The following is a 25,747-nucleotide window of genomic DNA, read 5'->3' on the forward strand; positions in this document are numbered from 1 at the left end:
GCCGCAGCCTAAAGGAAATAATCTTGTAGATACCGGCGACGATCACACGGCCCGAAGTATCTCTTTCGCGCGGTCGAGAGCTTCTGCGGCAACTCCTTGATAGCTATCCCTTATAATTAGACTTTCTATTGCGTCGCGCACAAATTCGGGATTTGGCTTATCGATCTGAACGACGGTTTCGATCACGTTCGGTCGACATGCGCGGATCAGGGCAGCGGAATGACCATCGCTTGCGGCAGCGATATCGAAGATATCATGCTGCCAACGGATAATGCTCACCGGAATAGCAGGAAAAGGCTTTTTGCAGAAGCAGCAAGCTCCGCATCGCTGATGCCGAACTGATGTGCGAACTCTTTTCCGCATGGACGGCTCAACTTTCCGCCGAAGAAAGCTGCCATGTGTCCGGGCACAGTCTTAGCGGCAGCCGGAAAGACAAGAAACGATCGCCTGCGCGTCCAGCTGTTTGCTGTGAGGCGCATTGATAGTGGGCAGAACGATAGCCGCGGTCTTCATATGTGATCCTTACACCCCCGAGAGCGGACGTCGGGAATCCACCGGCCGGGGTGTAATGCCGAATCCAACGGAGCCCTGACATCCACAAGAGCAATTGCCCATCAACAACAAGAGCATTAATTGAGGTCAATTCGAGTCCAACTATATGCATCCAAGAATCGTTGACCCCAATCGTCAGGGTTCGCGCTGTTCTGCTTGGCTTTCAAGCTTTTGAATGGCCTCACGCCGAAACAATGGCGGCAGCGAAATTGGCTGCGGTCACTCAAACCGAAATGGTGTTTCGCAGGGTGGCTGAACTCAAGCAACACATGCCATCGACAGAGCGCACGGGATCGTCACGTTAACGCTCAAATTCCTCGGTCGAGCGCGTTTTTCGACGAATTTCACCAGCGTCGTTGTGCGAGGTAGAGGCCATCTTAAATCGATGAAGCTGGCGCGTACCTTGGAAGACATTTGGAAGCCATCATCGGGACCGGGCGACGCAGTTTGCGGCGACGAGCGCGGTATACGGGGAACACGGCTGGCGGGGCGTCTTGTGCCAGCGCGCCACACTTGGCGGATCGAGGCTGGTTGCAACAATGCACGCAGACCTGACGTCAAACAGCAGATCAGTTTTCAGGTGATGCCGCGTGACTGCTGGCGGCGCGCAGCTGTAGCTTGCACTTCACTCGCTTCGGCGCCCGCTCCTGGCGATCCACGCCGCCTACCGTGTCGGTAACCCTCGCAACTCTTTCCGGGAGCAATGGGATCTGTGTTGATCGCCGCGCGCCGCACGTTTGCATTGGTCAATTTCGAGCGCTGCCGCGGCATCGCTGGCGGCGGCGATCCCTTGCGTTCGCTCGCGCGCCTCACGGGACTACGACTGCGTCTGCCCGCATACCAATTACAGAATACCAATTGCGAATATCAACTTTTGATTGATACAATTACACTCAACCACCGACAAATGAGGAAATTATGTCAAGGGTTGCTGCCTACCACACGGATTCGCTCGAATATCCGCCATCTCATCGCAACGTCTATCACGACCACGACAACTGCCCGGCCGGAAAACAGATCAAGCAATGGCACCGCAAAGCCGGTCAAGGTAATAGGCCGCGTTGCGATGATTGCAAGAAGCTCGGCTAAGTCGCGAATTTTCCACGCAGCACAGACTATGGATCAATGCCGAGCCAAAGGATCGGTAGGTAGATGATTCTGCGCGGCGGCGCATGTCGCCGCGCCTTTCTACCGCATGACTGTCGAAGGCGACCATAGCAAATCATCCCGTACACCCTGTACGCCTCCGCCTGCAGCAGCAGCAACGACACGTCTACGGACCAAGTCACCGCGCCACATAATATCAGTCCGCCACTCGAGCGCCAGAAAACTCGCCGTCAACGCGCACGAAATCACCTCGATCACAATTTTGCATCGGATCGCGCCACTCGCCGACACATGTGCTAACGTACAGCGTAGCGACAGATGGCGATGACACCCGCTTTGTCAAACGCCATCCGGAACTGCCCCCGTCATGGAGAACCACCCGCATTCTCGGGCTCATGATGTTGGTTGCAGATTTGCTCCGCCGCGAACGTGATAGAGAGTGGCGGAGCCGAACAGACTGCGTCAGCAGCGGGCACCTCGATGAGGCCGCTCTTTTGGTTGGTGCGGAGCCGGTAGCTGCCGCTGCGGATGGTCAGCACGTAGTTGTGGTGCAAGAGCCGGTCGAGGTGACCTTGCCCCCAAGTTTTATCCAGTCCTGAGTTCGTCCCGGCTGTTGGATTTGCCCGGTTGGGCGGTGGTAGCGACGGAGCTGGCGCGGGGCCCTCGACACAGCGCAGCGCCAGATCCCGGCGCGGGATGGCAGGTGATAGCGAACTCGGATGGCGTCTGCCATCCGATCCGCGAGTGTGGCCGTGCATCGTTGTAATCGGCGCGCCAGCATCTGAGCGCGACGCGGGCCTGGGCCAGCGAGGTAAATAGCGTCTCTTCAACAGTTCATCCCGCAGCCGGCCTTTGAAGCTCTCAATAAAGGCATTCTGCATGGGCTAGAAGTCAGGTGACGTTATGCTCCAAGGAGGAGTTGGTTTCAGGAGCGACGGCCAGCATCCGCTCGGGACTAAAATGGGAGGATCTCTTCGCTAAAGTCTGATCGATGGCTTCCCAAGCGGCCCTTGAGATCACGAACATCACCGGGCCGTGAGCTCGCTCGGTTTGCGAACTGATCGCGCCTCTCAAAATCCGATCGCGCCGTGTGGTTCAGGCATTGCGGATTTCAGCTGGCACCTCATTGGCACTTACCTCATGGCAGTTACCGTACGTGCAATCTGAACGAAGGGAGCATTCCAGCCACGACCCATCAGCCTGCCTTAGCCATTTGAGCGGCGGCTTATTACAACGCGCAACTCGGTCAGCGATAGCGTTCGTCGCTGGATCATCCGACAGAGTTGCGAACAGAACATTCGCGCCAGCCTTCGTTCCGCCCTTCGCAGGGCGCCTTTTCGTCTTCTTGGTCATCATTGTCCTCCACTCAAACAACCTTTAGAGAATCTATTGCCCCAGGGCGCTCTTGAAGCCGGTCGTAATGCCGCTGGTCAGCTGCGAAGCAATATGCGTACTTTCGCCGATTGGGATGAGGAAGTTTCCGCTCTGCGTTTTGTCGAGCGGCGCGAAGGTAACCACGAGGTCATGCTTGCGATTGCGCAAGGCGGACAGCAAGTTGCCACTTTGATTGAATGTTGCTCTCACGAGCTTCCATGCAGGAGTAATGCTTCCGCTAGTATCGATTTCGAAAGTTACTTGATGCGAAAGCACATTTTGCTTCGCGACGCTTGTGATTTGCCCTGTCGCGACGCCGTTGACCATAGCGTCGAGCCATTCCGCCAGTTTCAAGTCGCTCTGAATCAGTAATGAGTCGGTCGGCGCCGCGGTGTCACGCTCACACCTTCCGTTTGGCCCAAGATAGAGCTCGCTTACTTTGTAATAGAAATTTACCTTATCCACGCGAGTTGCGTCTGCTGATCCATTGAATGATCCGCTCAACGTGAAGATTGACGAAGGTGGCGAGGGAGGAAACCAAACAGCCGTCGGATTAGCCGTGGACTTCTCTTCAAGCTGGATAGTGAGGGCCACTTGAGCTCCCCACTTACGCAAGAATAGAGCATCGGACGAACCGGCTCTTGCATTGATAACTCTGGTAACTGCATCCTCAAGTTCGCAATGAACGCTTCGAACGATTGCCTGCACCAAAGCATTGTTGGAGGCGTATGATCCACCATTAGGAAAATCGCGAATTTCTGGGACGCGCAACCCACATCCTGCAAGCGCACAACCAGCGACAAGTGCGATCAAATTGATTCCCGGCCTCAACATGCCAAATCCCCGGGTTCAAAAATTAGCTGCGCAGGTTTCTAGAGGAGCGAGGGTCCCTCCGGTCAACCTGACCAAAATTGGTTGTTATCGAACGCCATTCGACCTGAGAGTGCAACTCGCAAAAGTAAACCTTCACGATTTGGTGCAACCCCTGTTGCGTGCCCGACACAGCACCGCGCGTTGCGCACAAAGCGGATGTTGAAACAATCAGTGCGCCTAGGATCGAATGGCTACTCGCGGATTCGTTGATGGTCGCAAGCGCTTGTCGGGGAACTGCATCACGGACGCTCGGCGACAGCCGTTTCTTGCTTTTCGAACCCATTATGTCCGCCCTTGCACTTGCCTAACTTCCCACCGCTTCAGAGCGGCGTTTGTGAAGGCGGCACTCGATGCCTTGCTGCATCCCTCGACAGTGGCGCGGCAAAAGCAGTCCGTTGTGGCAGGTTCCGAGCGTGAAGTCGGCGAGTTTATCGCGCAAGTGCACCCCTTCTCCACAAGAGCGAATGGCAGGCTGCGCGTCTTTTGAAGGTCGCTCTGTACAGCGATGAAACGGCTCCGACATGTTGAAGACGCAATCGAAAAGCGGAAAGAGCTGAGTTGGTACGCTGCGTACGCAACTTTTTCTTTAGCTGCAGGCTGAATTGAACTACTTGAAGCCAGCACGCGTAGACCTCTTCGCATCACCCTCATTTCGTGAATCGGGATCATCTTTTATCCAAATCGCAAATATGTTTAGCGAGAGCCGCCAAGAGATTGGCGGTGCTTTAACCGCTATGCTCTCACTACCGCTGCCCTAACGGGCGTTTCCTCCCTTGCCGCCGGTCCCATGGATCGGCTGCTCTCTTCGGTATCGGATCAACGCTTTCATGACTGAGGAATCATAGATCAATCTGCAACTCGACGACGACGGAGGGGAAATTGTGCATCGTGGGTTGACAACTATTTATGCGACATAGAGGCGTGCATTTCAGCATTCGAGAAGTGTTGCCGGGCCAGTGGCGCTACAGTTTTGAAGTTGATGGCAAGATGATCAGTGGCAAGAGCCGAACCAAGCCTCAACCTCTCGCGGTCCGTCCGGTCAAGGATCGCATCAAACGTGAATTGAATCGCAGCACGGAACATATGAGTTGATATAGGGGCGCTCTCCTGTCCCAAATGCCATTGACGAGGTGCGAAGCCGTGGGTGCGAATATTTCAAGGCAACCTGCTTGCGTTGATTCGCGAGCCTTGAACTTCTCTCTAAGGAAATCGGCCCATGGCTAGATGCACAGCACCGGTACGAGGTCATCGCACAGCAAGCGCGGCAGCAGAGTGCCCTGCATGTAGTGGCCGCTATCGCGGCTTCAGTTACCCGTCGTATTCCCCGCCCTCCACTCCGACTTACACCCCGTCCTACCCCTCGCCGGGAGGCAGCGGCAGCGGCCGAAGCAGCAGCGGCGGCGGCGGGTCCGGCAGCCGCGTACGAGCGAGATGGTCGCGCCCCGGTTCGTCCGTGTTGTACACGCCCGCCGAAGTGCGGGCACTCACGCCCATCCGCGAGAACGTCGAGAAACAAGCGTCCCTTGACCGTCGGGACGTCTTTCTCTGCCATGCGTGGGACGACCGGCAGGGTGCTGCCAAGGAACTGCACGATTTGCTCGAAGCGCGCGGTGTCAAGGTCTGGTTCAGCGAGAAGGACGTAGACCTCGGCGTGCCGTTGCTCCGCGCCATCGACAAGGGCTTGGCGAATTCGCGGATTGGGATCGTGCTGGTCACCCCCGCGCTGCTGCTCCGCCTCCCAAAAGAAGGCATCGCCGACAAAGAACTTTCGGCGCTCCTCGCTGGTGAGCGTCTCGTTCCCGTCGTGCACCAGACGACGTATGAAGCTCTCCGCGAGGTTAGCCCTCTGCTCGCTTCGAGAACCGGCCTAGACACCGCAGAAGCACCTATGGCGGACGTCGCTGCCAAGCTCGCCGAGGTCGTCCTATTGCCCTGATGGCCGCTCCACGCACAAGCGTTCCGGGCGCTGCCGCGCGAGTCATGCCACAGGCAAAGACGTCTCGTCGACGTGCACACTACTTTTGGCTATCCGGAGACCCACGGACGTGCTCTCCACCAGTAGTTGCGCTTAGTAACGGACGGGCTGGGGAGGCTTTTTAATGAGGAATTTGGGAATAGTGGCGCTCGCCGCCACCTTAGATGGTTGTGCGTCGTCGGCTGCCGATATCACGCCGAACTACGTTTCACCTGTGATGTATCAGTCCTACACCCGCCAACAGCTCGCCCTGGAGGCGCAGGGCGTATCTGCGCGCGCAGCTGCCCTCTCGGGTGCTCAGGACAGTCAGCGCACAAAGGATACAATAGCGACGACAGCCGCAGTCATCGTTTTCTGGCCCGCAGCGTTCCTAGTTGGCCGTGACAAGCAGACCGCAGCCGAGCTCGGTCAGATGAAGGATCAGATGGTCGCAATCGAACAAGCCTCGATCGCTAAGAAGTGCAATATCCAGTTTCAGAATAAGCCGCCGCCGGGAACAACCTAACGCAGTCCGTTTTTTCGACACCCCACGCGGAGCACCCGCCGAGTTGAACGCCGCGCCATGACCATCCCGCTCATCTCCGCCATTTCCCTATTGCTTTGTGTTGCGGGCCCGGCAGCCGCCGAATGCGGAGAACGGGGCGGCCCCGGTTATCGTGGCCCGAATGGCAAATGCGTCGGATGGGCTGAGATAGGCCGCATATGCGGCAATCCGCCCGCAACTCGATGTAGGCCTGAGGCAGTTGCGCCGCACGCAACTGATGCAGCCGGCCACGGTGCGAAGATTGAAGAGCTGCGCCAGCCGCAGAAGAAGTAACGGGCTCCCGCGCCACCAAGTAGCAGAAGGGCTACCGGGGGTCTGCCTGGCGTTGGACTTAGATTTGGTGATTTTGATCAGCGTCCTCCGGGTTAGAGCCGAGCCAGTGTCCTGAGCAGTTGCTCGGCTTGTTTTTCAATGACATCTAAATTCATGCCCTCGAGAACACACGACGTAAAAATTGGGGCGCGCATGCCCGCCTATAGAGAGCAAGGCGGTTAGGGTGCCGCATGATCCGAGATGCATCACAAATGAACCCATTGAGTTGATCTGTAGCTTAGCCGAGCAAATGTGGAGGGTAGTATGGCCCTGCACTTCAGCCGCGTCGACACCGGCGATCTGAAGCTATGGATCGCAAGCAGTGACGACTATTCATTCGTTATCAGCGACGAGAGCCGAAGCGGACCTGGCTTGCGTGGAGAACCCGGCTTTGTTGCGTCATATCGGCCAGACTTTCTGAATAAGCCCGCGGCTCAGGTGCCCGGATCGCCCTTCGGAGCATTTGCTGAAGCCGAACGTGCCTGCAATGCGTTCCTCGGCCACCCAATTATGGAGGGATGACGACCCGAGGCCGGTCGAGTGCGGTCCAAAAAGCCGCGTAGTGCATGCGTACGAAAAGCCTGCGATCGGACCGCTAAAGCATGATCCGGAAAAGTGCGAAGCGGTTTTCCGAAAAGATCACGCTCAAACAAAGAGCTAAAGCGCGATGACGATTCAACCTAATCACATCGCGCTTTAGAGGCGCGCCCCCTCGCTCAGCGCTTCTTGACTGCCGGTGATGAAGGGGATCAATCGGATCCGCTGACTGTTTGAAGAGCAGCCGAGCAGGAAAGCGGCGCGGACAGGCCCGGGAAAGCCAAAAAAGAGCAAAGTAAGGCAGGATTACTGATTGAAGCTGGCGCCCCTCGGCGCATAGTCACGCAATGATCGAGCAACGACCAGCTTTCATGGCTTGTAAAAACCCCGGCTCCGGCTGGAGGATCGATATTCTGTGGGCCGACGGCGAAACTGAAGTCATCAAGGGGTTTGTCACGGAGCATGACGCGACAAAGTGGATTTCTGAGCATTCGCTGACGTGCCAACAAAACACGAGCCAACAGCGCTAGCGGTGCGGCCAAGTTTCTGAGCGATCTCGCGCTGCGCGAGTTCAGCTTCGCGGATCATTTGTAGCAGGCGCTGTTCTTCCTCTTCTGCCACAATTGGCAAGACGTTCTCCGAATTGTTTGGTTCTGGAAATGCCTACGCCGCTGACTCGACGAAGGGAGGCAGAGCCGAGCGGACGGCCTCAGCGGCGGGCGCCCCGATGAGGCCCCTCTTTCGCTTGGCGCAGAGCGAGCAGCTGTTGCAGCGGATAATGATCCTGTAGCTGTGGTGCAAGAGCCGGTCCAGAGTCGACGGCAACCTCGGATCAGCGAACACGGTGCCTCCTTCGGCAACGCTAGCATGGCGCCGATTTCGTGGCGACGGCCGACCAGCTGGAAGAACAGATGCGCCGCGTCGGGCTCTGGCTTCACTCAAGTAAGTCAGTGACCTGGAGATTGACCGGCGTAATTCAGCGCGCAGCATTTGATGCCTTCTTAAACCTATCAATGATATCAGAACGTTCCCGCTCCATCGTCGCCAGTACAAGCATTTGGATGGGTCTTCCGCAGCGACGAGACAAGCGGCAGCCCGCCACGACCTCCTGGAGATCCTCGAGGATCGCTACCGCCGCCGCTCCACCATCGTGACCGGCGAGCTTCCCGTCGATCAATGGCACGCACTGATCGGCGATCCCACCTACGCCGACACCGTCCTCGGCCGCCTGGTCCACAAGGCCCACCGGATCGATCTCAACGGCGAGAGCATGCGGCGAAGCTGCAAACCCGGCCGAGAGGCCTAGTAGGTGGCGCTGCGGACATGTGGCATGAAATCATCGCGGCGGAAGGAAGCCGCGAACGCAGCTTGCAGCGTCTCGGCCGACAGAGGAGAAATCCAGGGCAGTCTCCCTAACCAACGCACCCGGCCAACCTCGCAAATTGCTCTCAGAGCATCCGGATTCTTTTCCCCAACAAAGGCAATTCCGAGCACATCGATCTGACGTCTTCGGAGAGCCTCTATGGATAAGAGCGCGGAATTGGTCGTCCCGAGCGCCGTGCTAGCGCAGAGCACAACAGGGAGCCGCCAACGCTCGAAGACGTCAATGTAAAGGGTACCGCAGTTCAGCGGCTCCATCAGTCCGCCGGTCCCCTCGATCACCAGCGGCTGCTCACCGGAGGCCGGCACGTCGAGCGAATCCGTGTCGATACGAACCTCGTCGACCTCTGAGAAACCGTCGGACGAGCCGACCGCATGCAGGCGATAACGCTCTGGCAAGATTCGTTCGGCTGAAAGACCACCGAGCCGAGCGACGCACTCAGTATCGGTCTCTCCTTCCAGGCGAGCCTCAATCGGTTTCCAAAACTTCGCACCGAGGAGATTAACGAGCCCTGCGCAGAAAACCGTCTTTCCAATCCCGGCGCCCGTACCCGCCACCACAATCCGCTGCGGGCTCATCGAGCCTGACCTCTTGTCCCTTCGTCCAAAATATTCAGTATGGTCCTCACGTCTCCTCCCCATGACATTCAGCGTCGGTGAAACTCAAAAATATGGCCAATCGAGAAGGCCGCCTGTCGTTTGTGACGATCCGGCAGCCTACAATCGCGGTACGGTGATCCGGTCCCAATGGAGCACAGGTGGCTCAGTCGCCCTTTCACCTCGCCTCACTGATTTGCACAGCGGCGCGGAGTTAGGGCCATCGCACTGGGCCAAAAGGGGCCTCCCCGTATGACAGAGATTGAGCTTCGAAATTTGTCGCGCGTAGACCGCCTCTTCCCAGAGTTGAACTTGCTGTGTTGTGTCAGGTTAAGATTGCTATCGGCCTACAAATATTGTCCCGATCGTACGAAGACATCCACGTCAGGCAGGATGTGTCCTTACAGATGCAGAACGGTACGCTTCGGACATAAGTCCCGCGCGAAAATGGCTGAGTTCGCCTGCTCTAATAGCGAAGACGTGCTGCATGGCCCTGACATTCACAAGTTCGCAATGGCTCAACGAAGGGATTTGTTGCTCGTTCTCAGCTTCTGCGCGACGCACTGTCCTATGAAGAGGCCAAGCCGGCTCGCTGGTTCCTCGAATCAGCTGCCGCGGAGGTCCCCGCAAAGAGCTACCCGCCTGCGCCCAAAAGAATACGGCGCGCGAGGCCAAAGCAAACTTTCTGTCGCCTTCACAGCATTGCGTGGGGCTTGATCTCGCTATAGGAACGCCCCGAGGCTACTGCGTCACGCTTATCGATCATCATGATTCGTCACATTGTCTTCTTCACAGCCAAGGATGAGGCCGGTATCGACCAGATCGTCGAAGGTCTGTCGATACTCACCTCAATACCTTATGCGCGCCGGCTCGAGATTGCGCTCAACCGCAAGAGCGATCAACTCGGCAACGATATCGACGTCGTTGTGTATGGTGAGTTCGACAGCGAGAGCGATCTGGCTGCATACAAATCGCACGATTTGTATCGAGAAGCGATCCGGCGCGTACGACCACTCCGGGAGCTGCGGCTTGCCGCTGACTACGAGCCATCAACAGATGTGCATTTCGCCGGGATGTCAGGGTTAGCCCAGATAGCACGGCCCAGGCGACCACCTGGCCGCGGATAACCCGATGAGTAGTCTAAGCGCGCCGCCGACGGGACGAAAACTGCTCATTTTCAGGACGGCATCACCTTTAGTGCGGGCTTCACAACGTGCTGCCCTTCGGTAACAGATAACCTCATGCACGTCCTGGAGATGCCGTGGATTGATCCAGTCAAGGCGTTGCGATGCTTTGCGCAGCGGCCGCACCTTACCTTTCTCGATAGTGCGGCAGAGCATGAGGTGCTTGGGCGCTACTCCTATCTGGCCTGCGAGCCGTTCAGCACATATTTTGTGTCGGATGGACAGGCTAGTTGGAACGGGAAGATCGTTGCTGGTGATCCATGGGCCGTCCTCCGCAACCTTCTAGCCAGATATCGAGAGGCGCATCGCCCCGATCTCCCGCCGTTCCAGGGCGGCGCTGCCGGCTTCCTTGGTTACGATCTGAACCGAACGCTGGAGCGGCTGCCGCGGCCGTCGATTGTCGGTCTGCAATTGCCTCAAGCGGTACTAAATTTCTATGACGTGGTGGTCAGTTTCGATCACCGGGACCGCAAGTGCTGGATCGTCTCGACCGGATGGCCGGAGCAGGACTCCGCTCGGCGAACCGAGCGTGCGCGCCGTCGCGCCGACGAGTTTGCGGCGCTGCTAGTCAGGCCAAGGTTGCCGCCGCTCACCATTCCCAGCACTGCGGGCGCATGGCATTCGAACTTTGGCCGAGAAGGCTTCATCGCGGCGGTCCAGCGCGTCGTCGAGTTGATTCTGGCCGGGGATATATTCCAAGCGAACATCGCACAACGCTTTAGTGCCAAGATATCGCCCCTGTTCGATCCCCTCACCTTCTATTGCCAGCTGCGGTTATCGAACCCGGCACCATTCGCTGCCCTCTTGCGCTACGACAAGATGACGATTGCATCGAGCTCTCCTGAGCGGTTTCTGAAGCTCGACGGACGACAGGTCGAAACTCGCCCCATCAAGGGAACAATCGCGCGCGCCGTGGATCCGAAGGAAGATCGGCGCCGCGCCGAAATCCTCCTTGCATCCGAAAAGGACCGCGCCGAGAATATCATGATCGTCGACCTGCTGCGCAACGATCTGTCTCGCGTTTGTACGGACAATTCGGTCGAGGTTACGGCATTATGCAACCTCGAATCCTACGCTTCAGTGCACCACCTCGTCTCGGTTGTCAGGGGCGCACTTGCTGCAAATCAAGACGCCGTCGGTCTGCTTCGCGCCTGCTTTCCAGGCGGCTCCGTGACCGGAGCTCCGAAGGTGCGAGCAATGGAAATCATTGCGGACATTGAGCAAGTGGCGCGAGAGGTCTATTGCGGGGCGATTGGCTTCATCGGATTCAGTGGACAGATGGATACCAACATTGCGATCCGCACCGTAATGATTGACGACGACCAGGCTGTGTTTCATGCAGGGGGCGGAATAACGGCGATGTCGGATCCGGAAGCCGAATATGAAGAGACGCTTGCCAAGGCCCAGCGACTGTTCGATGCCTTTAATGCCGATCCGTCCGGTGTATTTTGATCTTCATCATCGACAATTACGACTCCTTCGTTTTCAATATTGCGCGCTACTTCCGCAAGCTTGGTGCAGAAACCAAAGTTGTCCGGAATGACGCGATCCGCTGCGCCGATCTTGTTGCGTTCAAGCCACGGGCGATCGTCATCTCTCCCGGCCCCTGCACACCAATGGAGGCCGGGATATCCACAGCGGTTGTCCGCGAACTTTCGGGCCACATCCCAATTCTCGGCATCTGTCTTGGGCACCAGTGTATTGGGAGCGTTTTCGGCGGCCGGGTTGTGCGCGCCCGTTGTCCGATGCACGGCCGGGCTTCCGACATAGCTCACGATGGCCGAGGATTATTCAAAGAGCTCCCGTCTCCACTTTCTGTTGGACGCTACCATTCTCTGGCGATTGAACTCGGTGAGGCGGACGCGTCGCCTCTCGCGGTGACAGCCCGTTCAAATGAAGGTGAAATTATGGCTTTGTCCCATCGGCATCACCCAACCCACGGCCTGCAGTTCCACCCGGAGTCAGTACTTACCGATCAAGGTGACGCGCTGCTTATGAATTTCTTGCGCTTAGCGGAGAGTTTCCGAGCGTGAAGCCGGAGAGTTTATCGCGCAAGTGGCGCCTACTCCGCAAGATCGAATGGCAGGCTGCGTGCCTTTCGAATCTAGCCCTGTAAAACGACGAAACAGCTTCGACCTGTTGAAGGTGTAACCGAAAAGAAGAGCTCGGTTTGTACGCCGCGTACGCAACTTTTGCTTTTGCTACAGGCTGAATTGAATTACTTGAAGCCAGCACGCGTAGACCTCGCATCACCTTCATTCGGTGAATCGGGATCATCTTCTAGCCAAATTGCAAATTTGTTTTGCGAGATCCGCCAGGAGATTGGCGGTGCCTAAGCGGTATACTCTCCTACCGCTGCCCTAACGGGCGTTTCCTCCCTTGACTTGGCCGCCGGTCCTATGGATCGGCGGCTCACTTCGGTATCGGGTCAACGCTTTCAGGATTGAGGGAATCATAGATCAATCTGGAGCTCGACGACGACGGCGCTGGGGGCCATTGTGTATCGGGATTGAAACTATTTATGCAGCATAGAGGTGTGCAATTCAGCATTCGAGAAGTATTGTCGGGCGAGTGGCGCTACAGTTTTGAACTCGATGGCAAGACGATCAGTGGCCGAACCCGAACGAGGTTGGAGCTTCTTGCGGTTCGTCGGGTCAAAGATCGCATCAATCGTGAATTGAATCGCGCGCGGAACATGTGAGTTGATATAGCCTCTTCCTTGGCGCGTTCGCGATCGCGATACTCTCGTTCGTTCTCGAAAGCGAGTGCGGCCTTCCGGTCGGCGGTTCTCTTCAGATGCTTCTGCGCCTTGCGGCTCGGCGACTTGCGGTATGCCTTCTTCCAACTGTCGTCTATGGCGAGACCAGCAGGCAGTTCGTGCGTTTTCCTTGAACTTCCCGCTTGAGCCCACGGGACGCTTCAGAACGACGCCCGGTGCCGCCGTGGTTCCTGCGATGACGTCTGGATCCTCACTTTCCTTTGCCGCGCCCTGATGGAAAAGATTGCTGTCCGAGCCCCAGGCTTTCAGAGCCAGCCTTCATCGACGGAGCCGCGATCGCCAAGTCGAAGAAGCCGAGCGCGGTTTGGTAAGTCTTCAGCTTCCTAGCCATGCCTAAAGCGCGGCGGGACACTTGACGGGAGACGGACGCAGAAAGCCTTTCCAGTTGGCACGGGGCGCCATGAACTCGATACTCCGTTTCGGGGCGGGTCTAAAATTCAAGACGGCTATCTAAACCCGGTTCCGACAGAACAGGTCTCAAAAACAGCGATGTCGTCGGCTTTTGCCGCACCGCACAAAAAATTGCGATGCTAGACTTATTCAACCCTCCGTCTCTCCCGGTTGACCTACACAGCCGTTCACTTATTGTTCCTCGCTGATTAAATCACCACTAAGTCCCCCCTCTGTTTGCAGCGGCATTCCATGAGAGTTGATGCACGTGAGCTATTCAAACATGTCACCGCCGAAAAGTCCGAACTCTATCGGAAGATCATGGATGCGTTCGCCGCGGCCAAGCGACAGTTCCGTCTCCATCTCAGACCCGACGAAGTTCTTGGTGAAGCGCAGTGGAATGCCGCACCTCCCAGGATCGAAGATCTTCAGGGCGCATTGGCGCAACTAACCGAATGGGGCAATCTCGAGTCGCAGCCTGACACGGCCCGTGTCGCTAGCATCAGCGATTTCTATCGTGCGCGTTTCCTCTATCGTCTTTCTGAAGGCGGGGAGGCGGTCGAGTCAGCCCTTGCTGTATTCAGCCAAGCACTAAGGCGGCGAGCCGAGCTGCAGAGCGTTGCGCTCGAAGACATCGCAAAGCAGCTGCAGGTTCTACGAAACCTCGCGCAAGAACCGGTGTTCGACGCCGCGAAAATTCATGAGACGCTGCGTGATTTGGTTCGAGTCTTCGAAGGTCTCGCCGAAAACGCCCAAGCGTTCATGGTTAGCATCGGACGCAGCATCGAGCTTCAACATTCGGATACAAACGCAATTATCGCCTACAAGAAGAGATTGATTGACTATCTTGATCGATTCATCGGTGACCTTGTCAGCCGCTCGGGTGGTATTGCGCAGCATCTTGTCGCGCTTGACCCAGTCATTAGCCCCCTTCTGCAGCAGGCGTCACAACGCGAATCGCGAGACGCGGCTCCTGTACAAGAAAACGAACAGGAAAAGCCTTCAACGCAGTCGCTTGATGCTTGGACAGAGCGATGGAAGGGACTGCGAGGATGGTTTGTCAGCGCGGGAAATGATCCGCCGCAAGGCGAAGTGTTAAGATCGAGGGCTCGATCTGCTATCCCGCATCTGCTCGCGGTCATCGCTGCATTGAACGAACGCCGCAGCGGTCGCAGCGATCGATCCGCGGACTTTCGTGTCCTTGCCCATTGGTTTGCGGATTGCGCCAGCGAGGACGAGGCACATCGGCTTGCCCGCGCTGCGTTCGCACTCAATCCGGCCCGGCACTTCCTGATCGGCGCGGAAACAAGCGATCTGCCGGCTACGACGCCTTGGAATGATGCTCCGCCCGTGCGCATACACCCGCGCTTGCGCGAATATGGCGAGATGGCTCCGCGTGGCCCGCTCCCGCGCGTGCAGGACCGTCAAGCCGAGCGAGAACGACTCCAGGCGCAATTGACGGAAGAAGATCGTGAAATCCAGGAGGCGCGCGCGCGGCTCGCGAGCGGCGAGCCCACGCGTCTGTCCGAGTTCGGCGAGCTCGATCGTCACGGGTTCCAGCTGTTTCTCACCCTGCTAGGTGAAACGCTTCCAGCGCAGACGCACCCCGACGAGGTTGTCGAACGACAAACTGGCGACGGCCTGTTGCGGGTTCGCCTGGAGCCGCTCGACGCAGACTCGACTGCAGAGATCGCAACCGAAACAGGGCTGTTCACCGGTCGCGACCACCTTCTCACCGTGACGTCCATGGAAGCGCGACATGAGTAGCGTGACGGAACAGCAGGACGGTCAAATCCGGCGTGGCGACGCCGGACGCCCGGATGGCAAGGCGACCCGCGTCCAGAGCCAGCACATTGGACTGCATCAAGCACGCTACGTGCGAGAGGAGATTTCAACCGCGCTTCGCGCTCTCTTAATGACACCGCTGATGACGTCAGCGCATCCTGATTTCACGGCTGTACGTCGACATTCCGAAACCCTCAGAGAATGGTTCGCGCGCGAAACGGGATGGATACTGAATGTCGAGCGCGACTGCGCTCGTCTTTTCAAGCGTCCTGCTGATCTTCTCGATTCCACGCGTGGCTTCCCGGATTACGATAGACGCCGCTATATCCTGTTCTGCTTGGCGTGCGCCGTCCTTGAGCGCGCTGATCCGCAGATCACGCTCCGCGTTCTTGGCGATCGGCTGCTTGCATTCGCCGCGGAGCCTTCACTGAATGCCTTTGCCTTCAGTTTTACGCTGCAGACGCACCACGAACGACGCGAACTTGTGGCCGTCTGTCGCCATCTTTTAGACATTGGTGTTCTCGTTCGCGTCGCGGGTGAGGAAGAGGGCTTCGTGCATCACATTTCCGAGACTTCCGAACATCTGCATGATGCGCTCTATGACATCCAGCGTCGCGTCCTTGCCGGGATTCTTGCCGCAGTACGCGGTCCTTCAACATGGGCCGCAGAAGAAGCGCCGCGGGATGTAGAACAGCGGTTGCAATCCCTTACCGCTGAACATGTGCCGGACAGCGACGACGGCCGCAGGACCGCTACACGGCGTGACCTGTCGCGACGCCTCCTCGACGATCCGGTCGTGTACACCGACTCACTCGATCCAGTGACGCGCGCGTACTTCTTAAATCAGCGTGGCCCGATGGGAGCTCGCCTTGCGGAAGCTGCTGGTCTCGTTCCCGAACAGCGCGCGGAGGGATTGGCGCTTGCTGACGAGACCGGAACGCTCACCGATCTTTCCATGCCGGCGGAAGGCACCGAGGCGCACGTCACGCTCCTGGTAGCCGAGCATCTTGCGGGTACGCTCCGCGATGGAGGCGAGCCTGAACATCAGATCTCAACTGAAGTCGACATCACGAATTTCATAGAGAGGGCGCGAGAACGCTATGGCCGTTATTGGCGAAAATCTGCACGGGAACCAGGCACGCAGCGTGAACTGGCACGTATCGCATTGGAGCGGTTGCGCAAGCTTCGTCTGATCTCTATGTCGGCGAACGGTGTCCGTCCGTTGCCTGCAATAAGTCGCTTCGCCGTCGGACAGGCGGAGATTCGGGAGGCCGGCACGGCGCGCAAATCAGCCGGCCAGCAAGATCACGATGCGCAATAACGGAGCCCAGCCGGACCTGCCCGCTCCCGCCCGCGAGCGGTGGCAGCCGCTTCGCCTCGGATTGGTCGATCTCTTTCACTACGACAGCGAGGAGTTCTGGTTTCGCGATGGACACCTGCTGCTTCGTGGGAACAACGGGACCGGAAAGTCCAAGGTGCTCTCCTTGTCGCTTCCATTTCTGTTTGATGCCCAGCTGAAATCGTCCAGAGTCGAACCGGACGGCGACGCGACGAAGAAGATGGCCTGGAATCTGCTGCTCGGGAAGCACGAGCGCCGGATGGGTTACACCTGGATTGAATTCGGGCGCTTGTCAGAGGACGGACAGCCACGGTATCTCACTCTGGGCAGTGGTTTGTTGGCGGTCGCGGCACGGCCGAACGTCGATAGCTGGTTCTTCATTCTTGACGGTCAGCGCATTGGTGAAGACGTGTGGCTCACGAGCCCGCAGCGTGTTGTGCTGACCAAGGAGAAGCTTCGAGAGACGCTGGCCGATCATGGGCAAGTCTACGACACGGCGGCCAGCTATCGCCGTGCGGTGGACGAACATCTCTTCCAATTGGGTCATGCGCGCTATTCGGCGTTGATGGACACACTGATCCAGCTTCGGCAACCGCAGCTATCGAAAAAGCCGGATGAAGGCAGTTTGTCGGCCGCGTTGACGGAAGCACTCCCTCCCCTGTCCACCGATCTTTTGACCGACGTGGCCGATGCGTTCAATCAACTTGAGGAAGACCGTCGCCAGCTGCAGGACTACCAAGCGCTCGCTCGTTATGTCGGTCAATTTACGGATCGGTATCGGACTTACGCTAGGACGCAAACACGACGACAGGCGCGAGGCCTGCGTAGCGCGCAAACAGGCTTCGACAATGCCAGTCGTGCAGCTAATGAAGCTCGCTCTGAGCTCGCAGCTCTAGAAGCGGCGGAGGAAGAGGCTAATGGCGCCCATAGCGCTGCAGAAGAGATCGTGGCCACAAACCGAACGCGCTGGGAAGTGCTGCTATCTGACCCGGCGAACAAGGACGCAAATCGACTGGATTCTGCCGCAAGAGAAGCGAGCGATCGCAAACGTGAGGCCGAACAGGCCGACGCAAGGTCAACGGCATCGAAGAGCCGCTTTGTCAGCGAACAAGGCGCTACATTTGAACGGGGCGAACGCCTCGCCAGCATAGGCGGCCAGGTACTTGACGTTAGAAAGGCCGCCTTGCCGCTCGCTCAGCTCAGTGGCACCGACCAACAGTGGAACCAGGGACTTCTGACCGGGTCGGATATCGCCGAGCTCGCTGAATTGAACGAGCTGGCTTGCGAAGCTGCAAAAAGCGATCTGCGGCAAATCATTGAGCGACGTCGTGGACAGGTTGCGCATGTGAGGAGTCTACGGGGAGCCGTCGACGAGGCCGAGCGGGATCATGACGCGAAGGATCGGTCACATCAGGAGCGGCAGGAGGAAGCGAAGGCAGCCCAGGCCCGACGTGATGCAGCGGATCAGGCCGTGGAAAGTGAGGGACGTGCACATCTTGATGCCTGGGCGACGCACTTTGGTACGCTGCAGCAATTGACGTTGCGAGATGCACAAGGATCGCTGAACTTGCTCGCGACGTGGGTTGTTACCCTGGAGGGGGAGAACCCGGCGCGCGGTTCGTTGCAAGAAGCTCAGCAGGTCGCCAGCGAGCGCCTCGCCACGCGCCGTTCGGCGCTCGTCGCTGAACGACGGGCAATCGAGAACGAAGAGGCGGATCTAACGGCCGAGCGTGAGCGCCTTGAAAAAGGCGTGGACGCTGTACCGTCCATTCCGCCATTTCGCGCGGCGGGGGTTCGAGTTGACCGCCGTGGCGCGCCTCTGTGGCAGCTGGTTGATTTCCACGAGCGTCTTGATGCCTCGGAGCGCGCCGGCCTCGAAGCCGCACTTGAGGCATCGGGACTTCTCGATGCATGGGTCGAGCCTGACGGAACTGTGCACATTCCGAGTGGGCCGCGACGGCTCCATGATACGGAACTGGTAGGACGTCCGTGTCAGGTGGAAACGTTGGCGCACTGGCTGCAGCCTGCGGGAGATCAAGTCTCGGCGGACATTGTCACAAGCCTGCTACTTGGCATGAGCTGCACGGAGCAAGATAGCGGCGAGGCGGAGACCTGGCTATCGCCGACCGGATGCTTCCGAATTGGCGCGCTCTCCGGCGCCTGGTCCAAACCCGTTGCAATCTATATAGGTTATGCTGCCCGCGCCGCGGCTCGCGCGCGCCGGCTTGAGGCTATCTCGGTCAGGCTTGAGGAGCTCGCTCAAGCACGAGCTGCTCTGGAAGATCGTTTTTCGGAGCAAGCGCGCGACCAAGAGCGTGCCGCGGAGGAGTGGCGTGGTGCCCCTGGAGACGATTCATTGCGAGCCTGCCACGCCGAAGTAACATCGGCTGCCCGTGAATTTACCTCGGCTTCCGGTCGGCTCGAGCAAGCCGCGCAAAGACTGGCGGAATCTGTCGAGCGCCGAAGCAGTGCGCGCTCGATCCTGCATAAGGACGCTCAGGACCTGCATCTTCCCGACGACTACGCTCAATTGAACGCCGTCGACACCACGCTTGCGCAGCTGACGGAAAAGGTATTTGCGCTCGCTCATGCGGCTCGCGAGTTGCGCCAGGCTCAATCGGAATTGCTGAAACAACAGAACCGTGAACGAGATGCCAAACAAGAAGCGGACGCAAATATTGCGCACGCAATCGAGCAGGGGCGCAATGCCAGCGAGGCGAGGATACGGCTGGAGACGCTGCAAGAAACCGTAGGCGCGAAGGTTGCCGAATTACAAGCCAAGCTTGAGACCGCCCGAACCGCGCTCGAGCTCAGCGAAGCTGATTTGAAGAGAAAGGGAGCAATTGCCCGAAGCGCGAGTGAGGAACGGGCGCGGGCGGAGCAAAAAGTGACCTCAGCCGACGAGCTATTGCAGGAGCGGATTGCAGGGCGTCAACAAGCCGTTGCTCGATTGCAGGGATTTGCTGCAACCGACCTTCTGCCGATCGCCCTTCCTGAAATTGACCTACCTGACTCTCGAGCAGCGTGGACGATTGAGCCGGCGCTGACGCTCGCGCGCCGAGCCGAACAGGCCCTATCAGACGTTCCGCATGATGATGAGGCGTGGAAGCGGATCCAAAGTCATCTCTCTGTGGATTACACCGAACTCAGCCGCGCCCTTAGCGCGCTCGGTCACCAGGCGCAAATGGACCAAACGGCCGACTATGGACTGGTGGTCACTGTCGTCTATCAAAATCGGCCGGAAAGGCCGGATCGGCTTACGGAACGGCTCAAGTATGAAATTGCTCAGCGTCGAGAGCTGCTGACGGCACGCGAGCGAGAGATACTGGAAAATCACCTCCAGGCCGAGATTGCCGCGGCGATCCAGCGATTGATGCAGGATGCAGCTCGGAAAGTCGATGCCATCAACGAGGAGCTGTACAAGCGACCAACGTCGACCGGAGTCCGCTTCAGGCTGCAGTGGCTTCCGCTGGCCGAGGGGGCCGAGGGGGCGCCCGTTGGATTGGATGCTGCCCGAAAGCGGCTGTTGAACACAAGCACGGATCTTTGGAGTCCCGAGGACCGCAGCGTGGTCGGAGCCATGTTGCAGGATCGAATCGATATCGAGCGGGCGAATGCGGATTCGACGACGGGCGGTAGCCTTCTCGATCAATTGAGCCGAGCTCTCGACTATCGTCATTGGCACCGGTTCACCGTCCAACGTTGGCAGGACAAGCAGTGGCGCAAGCTGTCCGGGCCTGCATCGAGCGGCGAACGCGCGCTTGGCCTGACGGTCCCGTTGTTCGCGGCGGTCGCCAGCTTTTATAGCCAGAGCGGCTCGCCCCACTCTCCGCGCCTCGTGTTGCTCGACGAGGTTTTTGCCGGCATTGACGATTCTGCGCGGGCCCACTGCATGGCATTGATTCGTGAGTTCGACCTCGATTTCGTCGTAACAAGCGAACGCGAGTGGGGGTGCTATGCTGAACTACCCGGCGTCTCGATCTGCCACCTTCAGAGAATTGAGAATATCGATGCAGTACACGTCTCCCGTTGGACCTGGGATGGCCGCGCCAAGCAGCGTGAAAATGATCCAAATCGAAGGTTTGCAGGCGCATGATTGACGGGGACGGCCGTCTCCAGCGTCTGCTCGGCGGCGATGCGCTGGCTCCACTTAGAAAGCGTCTTCGACAGCGCTTCGAGCGAGGCCCCGTGGATGGAAAGATACAGGGGCTTCGGCTTTCGAATCTCAGCAGCGCCGAGCATGCGGCACTTGCCGGGCTGATGGGTCGACCGGCTCGTTTCTCAAGTTCCATGCAGGTCGATGTGCAAATGATCGACGCCGCCCTGAGCCGAGCAGGTGTCGCACCATCACTACGCGACGCGCTGGAATCAATAGACGGTCCGATCATTCACGCAGAGACGGCTCGGGCCGAGTTGAGAGCAGGATGGTCGAAGGCGCTGTCTGGCGCAACCCATCAGGATCTTTCGAGCTTTCTCCAAACGCCCTTCGGGATGGGCCTGGTGAAGCGGCTCTCGAACGGTGACACAGACGCCGCCACCCGACTTTGCTCGCAGGCAGATATTGTGCTCAAGCTTCTACCAGCCAAGGGTATGACCCGGGCACAGCTGGCGGCGAAAAGCCTTGGCGACGCGCACGCGCTCGACACGGGACAAGCCGTAGCGACGTTGGTACTCGCGATTTGGCGCAAGGTGAATCTTGACCGGGACATTTGCGACGACGCGCCAGCGCTTGAGAGCGCCAGGGTTCGCGACAATGGCGAGGAGCGGATTCGTGACATTTGGGCCAAGGCCGGAATTCTGGTCAATGAACTCGCACGGCCTGCCCTGTTTTTGAACCTCCAGATCAGCAGCGGCCGCTTGTTGCCGCTGCCGTCAGGCGAGCCAACTTACGCCTCACTGCGCTTTTTGTTGCGGTCCGATCCCCTCTGGATGGCCAAAGGACAAGACATCTACGTTTGTGAAAACCCGAATGTTCTCGCGATCGCAGCCGACGAACTTGGCGTGAACTGTGCGCCCATGGTGTGCACTGAGGGAATGCCTGCCGCCGCCCAACGCACTATATTGCAGCAACTCGTAATCGCGGGCGCCCGCCTGCACTATCATGGAGATTTTGATTGGCCGGGCTTGCGCATCGCCAATCACGTCATCCGTGAGTTTGGGGCCGTACCCTGGCGGTTCGAGGCCAAGGAATATGAGGCGGCAGTGGCACGAGCGCCGCGTCCCGGCTTTGCATTAGCCGGCCTCGAGGTCCACGCCTTATGGGACGATGCTTTGACAGCATCGATGCGAACCCACGGTCTTGCGATCGCCGAAGAGAGCCTGACCGACGACTTGTTACAGGATCTGGCTCGATGATCGTCCGATCTGCCCTCGTCGTACACGGGCCATCGGCGACACGAATGCAGCGTCTTGCGGCGGCGCGCCAGGGAAACATCGGACGTGAAATCCTTACCCTTCCACTTGTCGCCCCAGGTCTCGCCGGCGGTTTTATACCCCCGGTAACGACTGGAGACCTCTATCCTGCGATTCAGGCGGCATTGGCCGCCGGAAGTTTCCAGGACCTCGGTAACGTCCCGAGCCTGCCGGGGATGCCCCGCGCCGTTCATCAGGCGCTCGATGCGGTGTGGCGTGCGGACATCGACCTTTGATCCCTTCCCCATGACGGCGGTCGCTTTGCTGATCTGTTGCTGCTCGAGACCCGCTTAAGGGAACTTCTTCCTTCCTCCAGGAGACTGCCGCGTGATCTGCGTGACGCCGCGATGTCGCGCGTGTTCCGATCGAAGACCTGCTTGGGCCTGTCACACTGGAAGGGATTGTCGAGATCGACGCGGTCTGGCGCCTTTTGCTTAACGAAATCGCTCGGTTCACCGATCTTGGGTGGGATACCCCTGTCCAGAGTGAGAATGCATAGTTCAAAGGCACGGTTCGCCGTAGAGCCTCAATTGCTCCGGCCAACGTGTCGGCTGGCCACATGCTCCAGCTTGATTTCAGGCGCCGATTTCTGAATGCGCATTGCTTCGCGAAGAGACTGGATCTCTATGGGACGCGGCTCGCCCTCATGCACAGCACCGCCCAAGACGAATACCTTCAGCTCCGCAACATTCAGGCGACCATCATCGACGAGATGCAATCTGCGGATATATCGGTTTCATCGTGATAAGATGTATAAACGCTGTCGGCTTTGGTTAGCCCATGTAGCCGTATTCCTGCATCTCTCAGCTCATCGATATCCATCTGAATGGTCCTGAGCATAGACGACCTCATCGGGTTTTCGTCCATGAGGCTGGAAGAGCGCAGGGCAGCTGCAGCAGCGCTGATCAACATGATGGAGATCGTCGATGCCAGCCACTTGGCTGGGCTACGCCGGCTGTGCCGATAGTGGCGACGGCAATTGCACGCCCCCCTGATGGCTCCTTTCGTAGGCGGATGTTGACAAGCGACTATAGGTATATTACTATAATTGTGTGAATGATCTACTGCGCACGATCAAACCCACCGTATTCGTGGGTTCGAGCAAGAAAGACCTGCGGGCATTTCCCGCGGCCGTCCGAAGCGAGATCGGCCAGTCCCTTTTCGAAGCGCAGCTTGGCGAATACCCGCGCAACGCGAAGCCTCTAAAGGCTTTGGCGGGGTTTTGGAGATTCGCGACAATTTCGACGGTGATACCTACCGCACCGTCTACACAACGCGTTTAGAGGGCGTCCTGTACGTCCTGCACGCATTCCAGAAAAAGTCCACCAGCGGCATTGCCACACCGCAAAGACACATTGACCTGGTCCGGCAGCGCCTACGCGACGCCGAGGCCATTCACAGGGCAACAAAGGGAGACCGATGATGAGCACGAAGAAGAAGCTGCCCGCCCATAGCCGGGGCTCCGGCAACATTTTCGCCGATCTCGGCCTGCCGAACGCCGAGGAGCACCAGCTCAAGGCTGCTCTCGTTGTCCAGCTGAAGCGGTTGATGGCGGAGCGGGAGATTACCCAGACCGAAGCCGCCAAACTCGTCGAGATGAAGCAGCCGGACCTGTCCAAACTGCTTCGGGGGCATTTCAAGCTGGTTTCGGTGGAAAAGCTGCTGCGGATGCTGACAGCGTTCGATCAGGATGTCGAAATAACGGTAAAGCCACATCGGAAGCGTGGCGAGGTCGGCCGGATCACATTCATTCCGGCCTAGTACAACTGCTGAACGGGAGGGGTCATGACATTCAAAGCGACCGCGGCTGGGGCCGCGCATGAACCTACCCTTCGCTGTCCCAATTGCAACCACGAGATTCGGCTCACCGAATCGCTCGCCGCTCCCCTCCTCGCGGATACCCGGCAGCGTTTCCAGGAACAACTCGCCAGCAAGGACGCCGAGGTCGCACGAAAGACCGAAGCACTCCAACAGGAGCGCGAGAAGCTTCAAAAGGATCGTGAACAGGTCGAGGACCAGGTCGCCAGCCGACTGGCGGCGGAGCGAAGCCAACTCGTCGCCGCAGAAGCGAAAAAGGCGCGCGAGGCAGCCGCGGCCGAAGTCCAGGCCCGGACGAACGAAGCGGCCGAGCTTCGCCAAATGCTCGACGCGAACAACGCCAAATTGGCGGAGGCGCAGCAGGCGCAGGCCGAACTCATCCGCAAGCAACGCGCACTCGATGAAGAGAAGCGCGAGCTTGACCTGACCATTGAGAAACGCGTTCAGGCGCAGATTGACCCGATCCAGATCAAGGCCAGGCAGGAGGCCGACGAGGCGGCACGGCTGCGCGTCGCCGAAAAGGACCAGACCATTGAATCAATGACGCGCACCATCGAGGAGCTGAAACGCAAGGCTGAACAAGGATCGCAGCAGTCCCAGGGCGAGGTGCTGGAGCTTGAGCTGGAGGAATTACTTCGCGGCCGGTTTCCGACCGACACGATTGAGCCGGTCGGAAAAGGCGAGCTTGGCGCCGACGTGATCCAGCAGGTCAACGGGTCGATTGGCCAGCCTGCTGGCATTATTCTCTGGGAGACGAAGCGTACCAAGGCGTGGAGCGACGGCTGGCTTGCGAAGTTGCGGGACGACCAGCGCCGCTCCGGCGCCGACGTCGCCTTGATCATCTCCCATGTCTTGCCTAAACATATCGAGCAGTTCGACCTGGTCGACGGCATCTGGGTGGCTCATCCGCGTTGCGCATTGCCCGTAGCGGTTGCGCTCCGCCAAGCGCTGATCGACGTGAGCACCTCGCGCCTCGTCCAACAAGGTCAACAGACCAAAATGGAGCAGGTCTACCACTACCTGACGGGAACGAAATTTCGGCAGCGTGTCGACGCCGTAGTCGAGAAGTTCAACGACATGCGCGAAGATCTCGACAAGGAACGCAAATTTATGGGACGCCAGTGGGCCAAGCGGGAGACCCAGATACTGGCCGTCATCGATTCCACGGTGGGAATGATCGGCGACCTTCAGGCCATCGCTGGAAAAGCCATGCCGGAGATTCCGAGTTTGGAGGTGCCATTGCTGGAAAATGACAGCGAACTGGAGCGAAAGCTAGGATAGCACTGCAGCAGCTGGTGCTCCGGAGCCACACTGCTAATCGCAGATGCGATTATGTCAGTTTTCGGAGTCGATCGGCTAGTTGAGCGCACCGGACACCGTTTCCGTCGGAGAAATGCCCGCACCACGCGGCAAGGAACAGCTTCTCTAAATCAAATCTCTTTTCGCGCCGTAGAATGATGGCAATGCGCCAGGGATAGTACGGCGCCGGGACTTCGCCCATCTTCAGGTACTTGGAAAATGCGTCGGCAACGATGGCCGTCTGCTCTCCGAGATTGTTATCAATTGCCTTCAGGTGGTGTCCGAATTCGCCTTCGCTTAGCGAAAGAAAAGCGGGTCCGGACGAGGCTTGATTGCAGCTTTCGCCGCTCGCAAGCATTCGCTCGATAACGGCACGCTGATTGGCGGACATCTACCTCGACCTTATCGGGAGGCAGCTAAGGGAAGCGAAGCCGGCAGCGGCGGCCGCGCGGGATGGATTTGCCGATCCGGCACCCGAAGGGCCGAAGGG

General features: G+C 58.4%; 21 protein-coding genes and 4 pseudogenes. 17 read left to right on the forward strand and 8 right to left on the reverse strand.

What is annotated here, in order from left to right:
- Positions 1-42: 42 nt before the first annotated feature.
- From JEY66_RS34840 to JEY66_RS34850, 3 genes and pseudogenes are all read right to left on the reverse strand, one after another.
- A complete protein-coding gene (locus JEY66_RS34840; RefSeq protein WP_155258909.1) occupies positions 43-279 on the reverse strand; it encodes a hypothetical protein in 237 nt (78 codons plus the stop codon).
- Positions 280-2,244: 1,965 nt separating this feature from the next.
- Positions 2,245-2,543, reverse strand: a pseudogene (locus JEY66_RS45565) (integrase core domain-containing protein); the annotation flags it as partial.
- A 502-nt stretch (positions 2,544-3,045) separates the two neighbouring features.
- Positions 3,046-3,846 carry a hypothetical protein gene (locus JEY66_RS34850; protein ID WP_233475652.1) on the reverse strand — a complete coding sequence of 267 codons (801 nt, stop codon included), beginning with the start codon at positions 3,844-3,846 and terminating at the stop codon, positions 3,046-3,048.
- 981 nt (positions 3,847-4,827) lie between these two features.
- Between JEY66_RS34850 and JEY66_RS34855 the strand changes: the two genes are divergently transcribed.
- From JEY66_RS34855 to JEY66_RS34870, 4 genes are all read left to right on the forward strand, one after another.
- A complete protein-coding gene (locus JEY66_RS34855) occupies positions 4,828-4,998 on the forward strand; it encodes a hypothetical protein (RefSeq protein ID WP_155258910.1) in 171 nt (56 codons plus the stop codon).
- A gap of 364 nt (positions 4,999-5,362) precedes the next feature.
- Complete coding sequence (locus tag JEY66_RS34860) at positions 5,363-5,842, forward strand: toll/interleukin-1 receptor domain-containing protein (RefSeq protein WP_307724581.1); 480 nt, start codon at positions 5,363-5,365, stop codon at positions 5,840-5,842.
- Positions 5,843-6,005: 163 nt separating this feature from the next.
- Positions 6,006-6,386 (forward strand): hypothetical protein, encoded by a 381-nt coding sequence (locus JEY66_RS34865; protein ID WP_018270047.1) that lies wholly within the window; start codon positions 6,006-6,008, stop codon positions 6,384-6,386.
- 615 nt (positions 6,387-7,001) lie between these two features.
- The gene (locus tag JEY66_RS34870; RefSeq protein WP_080586171.1) at positions 7,002-7,259 is read left to right on the forward strand and encodes a hypothetical protein; all 258 of its coding nucleotides are present in this window, start codon (positions 7,002-7,004) and stop codon (positions 7,257-7,259) included.
- A gap of 468 nt (positions 7,260-7,727) precedes the next feature.
- Here the strand turns inward: JEY66_RS34870 and JEY66_RS34875 are convergent, their stop codons facing one another.
- Positions 7,728-7,904 carry a hypothetical protein gene (locus JEY66_RS34875; protein WP_155258911.1) on the reverse strand — a complete coding sequence of 59 codons (177 nt, stop codon included), beginning with the start codon at positions 7,902-7,904 and terminating at the stop codon, positions 7,728-7,730.
- 364 nt (positions 7,905-8,268) lie between these two features.
- Positions 8,269-8,346, reverse strand: a pseudogene (locus tag JEY66_RS45570) (ArsR family transcriptional regulator); the annotation flags it as partial.
- A gap of 21 nt (positions 8,347-8,367) precedes the next feature.
- Here JEY66_RS45570 and JEY66_RS34880 point away from each other — a divergent pair.
- Positions 8,368-8,580, forward strand: a pseudogene (locus JEY66_RS34880) (ATP-binding protein); the annotation flags it as partial.
- Here the strand turns inward: JEY66_RS34880 and JEY66_RS34885 are convergent.
- Positions 8,577-9,233: a dethiobiotin synthase gene (locus tag JEY66_RS34885; protein ID WP_026192348.1), complete on the reverse strand. Its 657-nt coding sequence runs from the start codon at positions 9,231-9,233 to the stop codon at positions 8,577-8,579. The pseudogene JEY66_RS34880 and the gene JEY66_RS34885 overlap by 4 nt on opposite strands.
- A gap of 785 nt (positions 9,234-10,018) precedes the next feature.
- Here JEY66_RS34885 and JEY66_RS34890 point away from each other — a divergent pair.
- The 3 genes from JEY66_RS34890 to JEY66_RS34900 all read left to right on the forward strand — a co-directional run bounded on the left by JEY66_RS34890 (position 10,019) and on the right by JEY66_RS34900 (position 12,468).
- Positions 10,019-10,378 (forward strand): Dabb family protein, encoded by a 360-nt coding sequence (locus JEY66_RS34890; RefSeq protein WP_018270042.1) that lies wholly within the window; start codon positions 10,019-10,021, stop codon positions 10,376-10,378.
- Positions 10,379-10,492: 114 nt separating this feature from the next.
- A complete protein-coding gene (gene pabB / locus JEY66_RS34895) occupies positions 10,493-11,887 on the forward strand; it encodes an aminodeoxychorismate synthase component I (protein ID WP_018270041.1) in 1,395 nt (464 codons plus the stop codon).
- Positions 11,884-12,468 (forward strand): anthranilate synthase component II, encoded by a 585-nt coding sequence (locus JEY66_RS34900; RefSeq protein ID WP_018270040.1) that lies wholly within the window; start codon positions 11,884-11,886, stop codon positions 12,466-12,468. Before pabB ends, JEY66_RS34900 begins: the two co-directional genes overlap by 4 nt.
- Before the next feature lie 676 nt (positions 12,469-13,144).
- On the opposite strand, the pseudogene JEY66_RS34905 reads toward JEY66_RS34900, so the two are convergent.
- Positions 13,145-13,545, reverse strand: a pseudogene (locus tag JEY66_RS34905) (cell envelope biogenesis protein TolA); the annotation flags it as partial.
- A gap of 311 nt (positions 13,546-13,856) precedes the next feature.
- On the opposite strand from JEY66_RS34905, the gene JEY66_RS34910 reads away from it, so the two are divergent.
- The 9 genes from JEY66_RS34910 to JEY66_RS34950 all read left to right on the forward strand — a co-directional run bounded on the left by JEY66_RS34910 (position 13,857) and on the right by JEY66_RS34950 (position 25,239).
- Complete coding sequence (locus JEY66_RS34910; protein WP_018270039.1) at positions 13,857-15,371, forward strand: TIGR02677 family protein; 1,515 nt, start codon at positions 13,857-13,859, stop codon at positions 15,369-15,371.
- A complete protein-coding gene (locus JEY66_RS34915; RefSeq protein ID WP_080586169.1) occupies positions 15,364-16,710 on the forward strand; it encodes a TIGR02678 family protein in 1,347 nt (448 codons plus the stop codon). Before JEY66_RS34910 ends, JEY66_RS34915 begins: the two co-directional genes overlap by 8 nt.
- On the forward strand, positions 16,700-20,824 hold the full coding sequence (locus JEY66_RS34920) for a TIGR02680 family protein (RefSeq protein WP_018270036.1): 4,125 nt from the start codon (positions 16,700-16,702) through the stop codon (positions 20,822-20,824). The genes JEY66_RS34915 and JEY66_RS34920 overlap by 11 nt, the downstream gene beginning before the upstream one ends.
- Positions 20,821-22,083: a TIGR02679 family protein gene (locus JEY66_RS34925; protein ID WP_018270035.1), complete on the forward strand. Its 1,263-nt coding sequence runs from the start codon at positions 20,821-20,823 to the stop codon at positions 22,081-22,083. The genes JEY66_RS34920 and JEY66_RS34925 overlap by 4 nt, the downstream gene beginning before the upstream one ends.
- 44 nt (positions 22,084-22,127) lie before the next feature.
- Positions 22,128-22,376, forward strand: coding sequence for a hypothetical protein (locus JEY66_RS34930; RefSeq protein WP_018270034.1), 249 nt, complete (start codon positions 22,128-22,130; stop codon positions 22,374-22,376).
- 323 nt (positions 22,377-22,699) lie between these two features.
- A complete protein-coding gene (locus JEY66_RS34935) occupies positions 22,700-22,885 on the forward strand; it encodes a hypothetical protein (RefSeq protein WP_018270033.1) in 186 nt (61 codons plus the stop codon).
- A gap of 477 nt (positions 22,886-23,362) precedes the next feature.
- Positions 23,363-23,563 carry a type II toxin-antitoxin system RelE/ParE family toxin gene (locus tag JEY66_RS34940; protein WP_018270031.1) on the forward strand — a complete coding sequence of 67 codons (201 nt, stop codon included), beginning with the start codon at positions 23,363-23,365 and terminating at the stop codon, positions 23,561-23,563.
- Positions 23,560-23,901, forward strand: coding sequence for a helix-turn-helix domain-containing protein (locus JEY66_RS34945; protein ID WP_018270030.1), 342 nt, complete (start codon positions 23,560-23,562; stop codon positions 23,899-23,901). The genes JEY66_RS34940 and JEY66_RS34945 overlap by 4 nt, the downstream gene beginning before the upstream one ends.
- Before the next feature lie 24 nt (positions 23,902-23,925).
- Positions 23,926-25,239 (forward strand): DUF2130 domain-containing protein, encoded by a 1,314-nt coding sequence (locus tag JEY66_RS34950; protein ID WP_018270029.1) that lies wholly within the window; start codon positions 23,926-23,928, stop codon positions 25,237-25,239.
- A gap of 49 nt (positions 25,240-25,288) precedes the next feature.
- Here the strand turns inward: JEY66_RS34950 and JEY66_RS34955 are convergent, their stop codons facing one another.
- Positions 25,289-25,648 (reverse strand): hypothetical protein, encoded by a 360-nt coding sequence (locus JEY66_RS34955; protein WP_026192347.1) that lies wholly within the window; start codon positions 25,646-25,648, stop codon positions 25,289-25,291.
- Between the last annotated feature and the right edge of the window lie 99 nt (positions 25,649-25,747).

The sequence above is a fragment of the Bradyrhizobium elkanii USDA 76 genome (assembly GCF_023278185.1).
Taxonomy (GTDB): Bacteria; Pseudomonadota; Alphaproteobacteria; order Rhizobiales; family Xanthobacteraceae; genus Bradyrhizobium; species Bradyrhizobium elkanii.

Coding starts and splice junctions, on each gene's coding strand:
- JEY66_RS34915 (WP_080586169.1), top strand. CDS start 15,364: ATGAGTAGCGTGACGGAACAGCAGGACGGTCAAATCCGGCGTGGCGAC.
- JEY66_RS34870 (WP_080586171.1), top strand. CDS start 7,002: ATGGCCCTGCACTTCAGCCGCGTCGACACCGGCGATCTGAAGCTATGG.
- JEY66_RS34945 (WP_018270030.1), top strand. CDS start 23,560: ATGATGAGCACGAAGAAGAAGCTGCCCGCCCATAGCCGGGGCTCCGGC.
- pabB (WP_018270041.1), top strand. CDS start 10,493: ATGCACGTCCTGGAGATGCCGTGGATTGATCCAGTCAAGGCGTTGCGA.
- JEY66_RS34950 (WP_018270029.1), top strand. CDS start 23,926: ATGACATTCAAAGCGACCGCGGCTGGGGCCGCGCATGAACCTACCCTT.
- JEY66_RS34920 (WP_018270036.1), top strand. CDS start 16,700: ATGCGCAATAACGGAGCCCAGCCGGACCTGCCCGCTCCCGCCCGCGAG.
- JEY66_RS34925 (WP_018270035.1), top strand. CDS start 20,821: ATGATTGACGGGGACGGCCGTCTCCAGCGTCTGCTCGGCGGCGATGCG.
- JEY66_RS34885 (WP_026192348.1), bottom strand. CDS start 9,233: ATGAGCCCGCAGCGGATTGTGGTGGCGGGTACGGGCGCCGGGATTGGA.
- JEY66_RS34955 (WP_026192347.1), bottom strand. CDS start 25,648: ATGTCCGCCAATCAGCGTGCCGTTATCGAGCGAATGCTTGCGAGCGGC.
- JEY66_RS34935 (WP_018270033.1), top strand. CDS start 22,700: ATGCTCCAGCTTGATTTCAGGCGCCGATTTCTGAATGCGCATTGCTTC.
- JEY66_RS34930 (WP_018270034.1), top strand. CDS start 22,128: ATGCAGCGTCTTGCGGCGGCGCGCCAGGGAAACATCGGACGTGAAATC.
- JEY66_RS34865 (WP_018270047.1), top strand. CDS start 6,006: ATGAGGAATTTGGGAATAGTGGCGCTCGCCGCCACCTTAGATGGTTGT.
- JEY66_RS34910 (WP_018270039.1), top strand. CDS start 13,857: ATGAGAGTTGATGCACGTGAGCTATTCAAACATGTCACCGCCGAAAAG.
- JEY66_RS34890 (WP_018270042.1), top strand. CDS start 10,019: ATGATTCGTCACATTGTCTTCTTCACAGCCAAGGATGAGGCCGGTATC.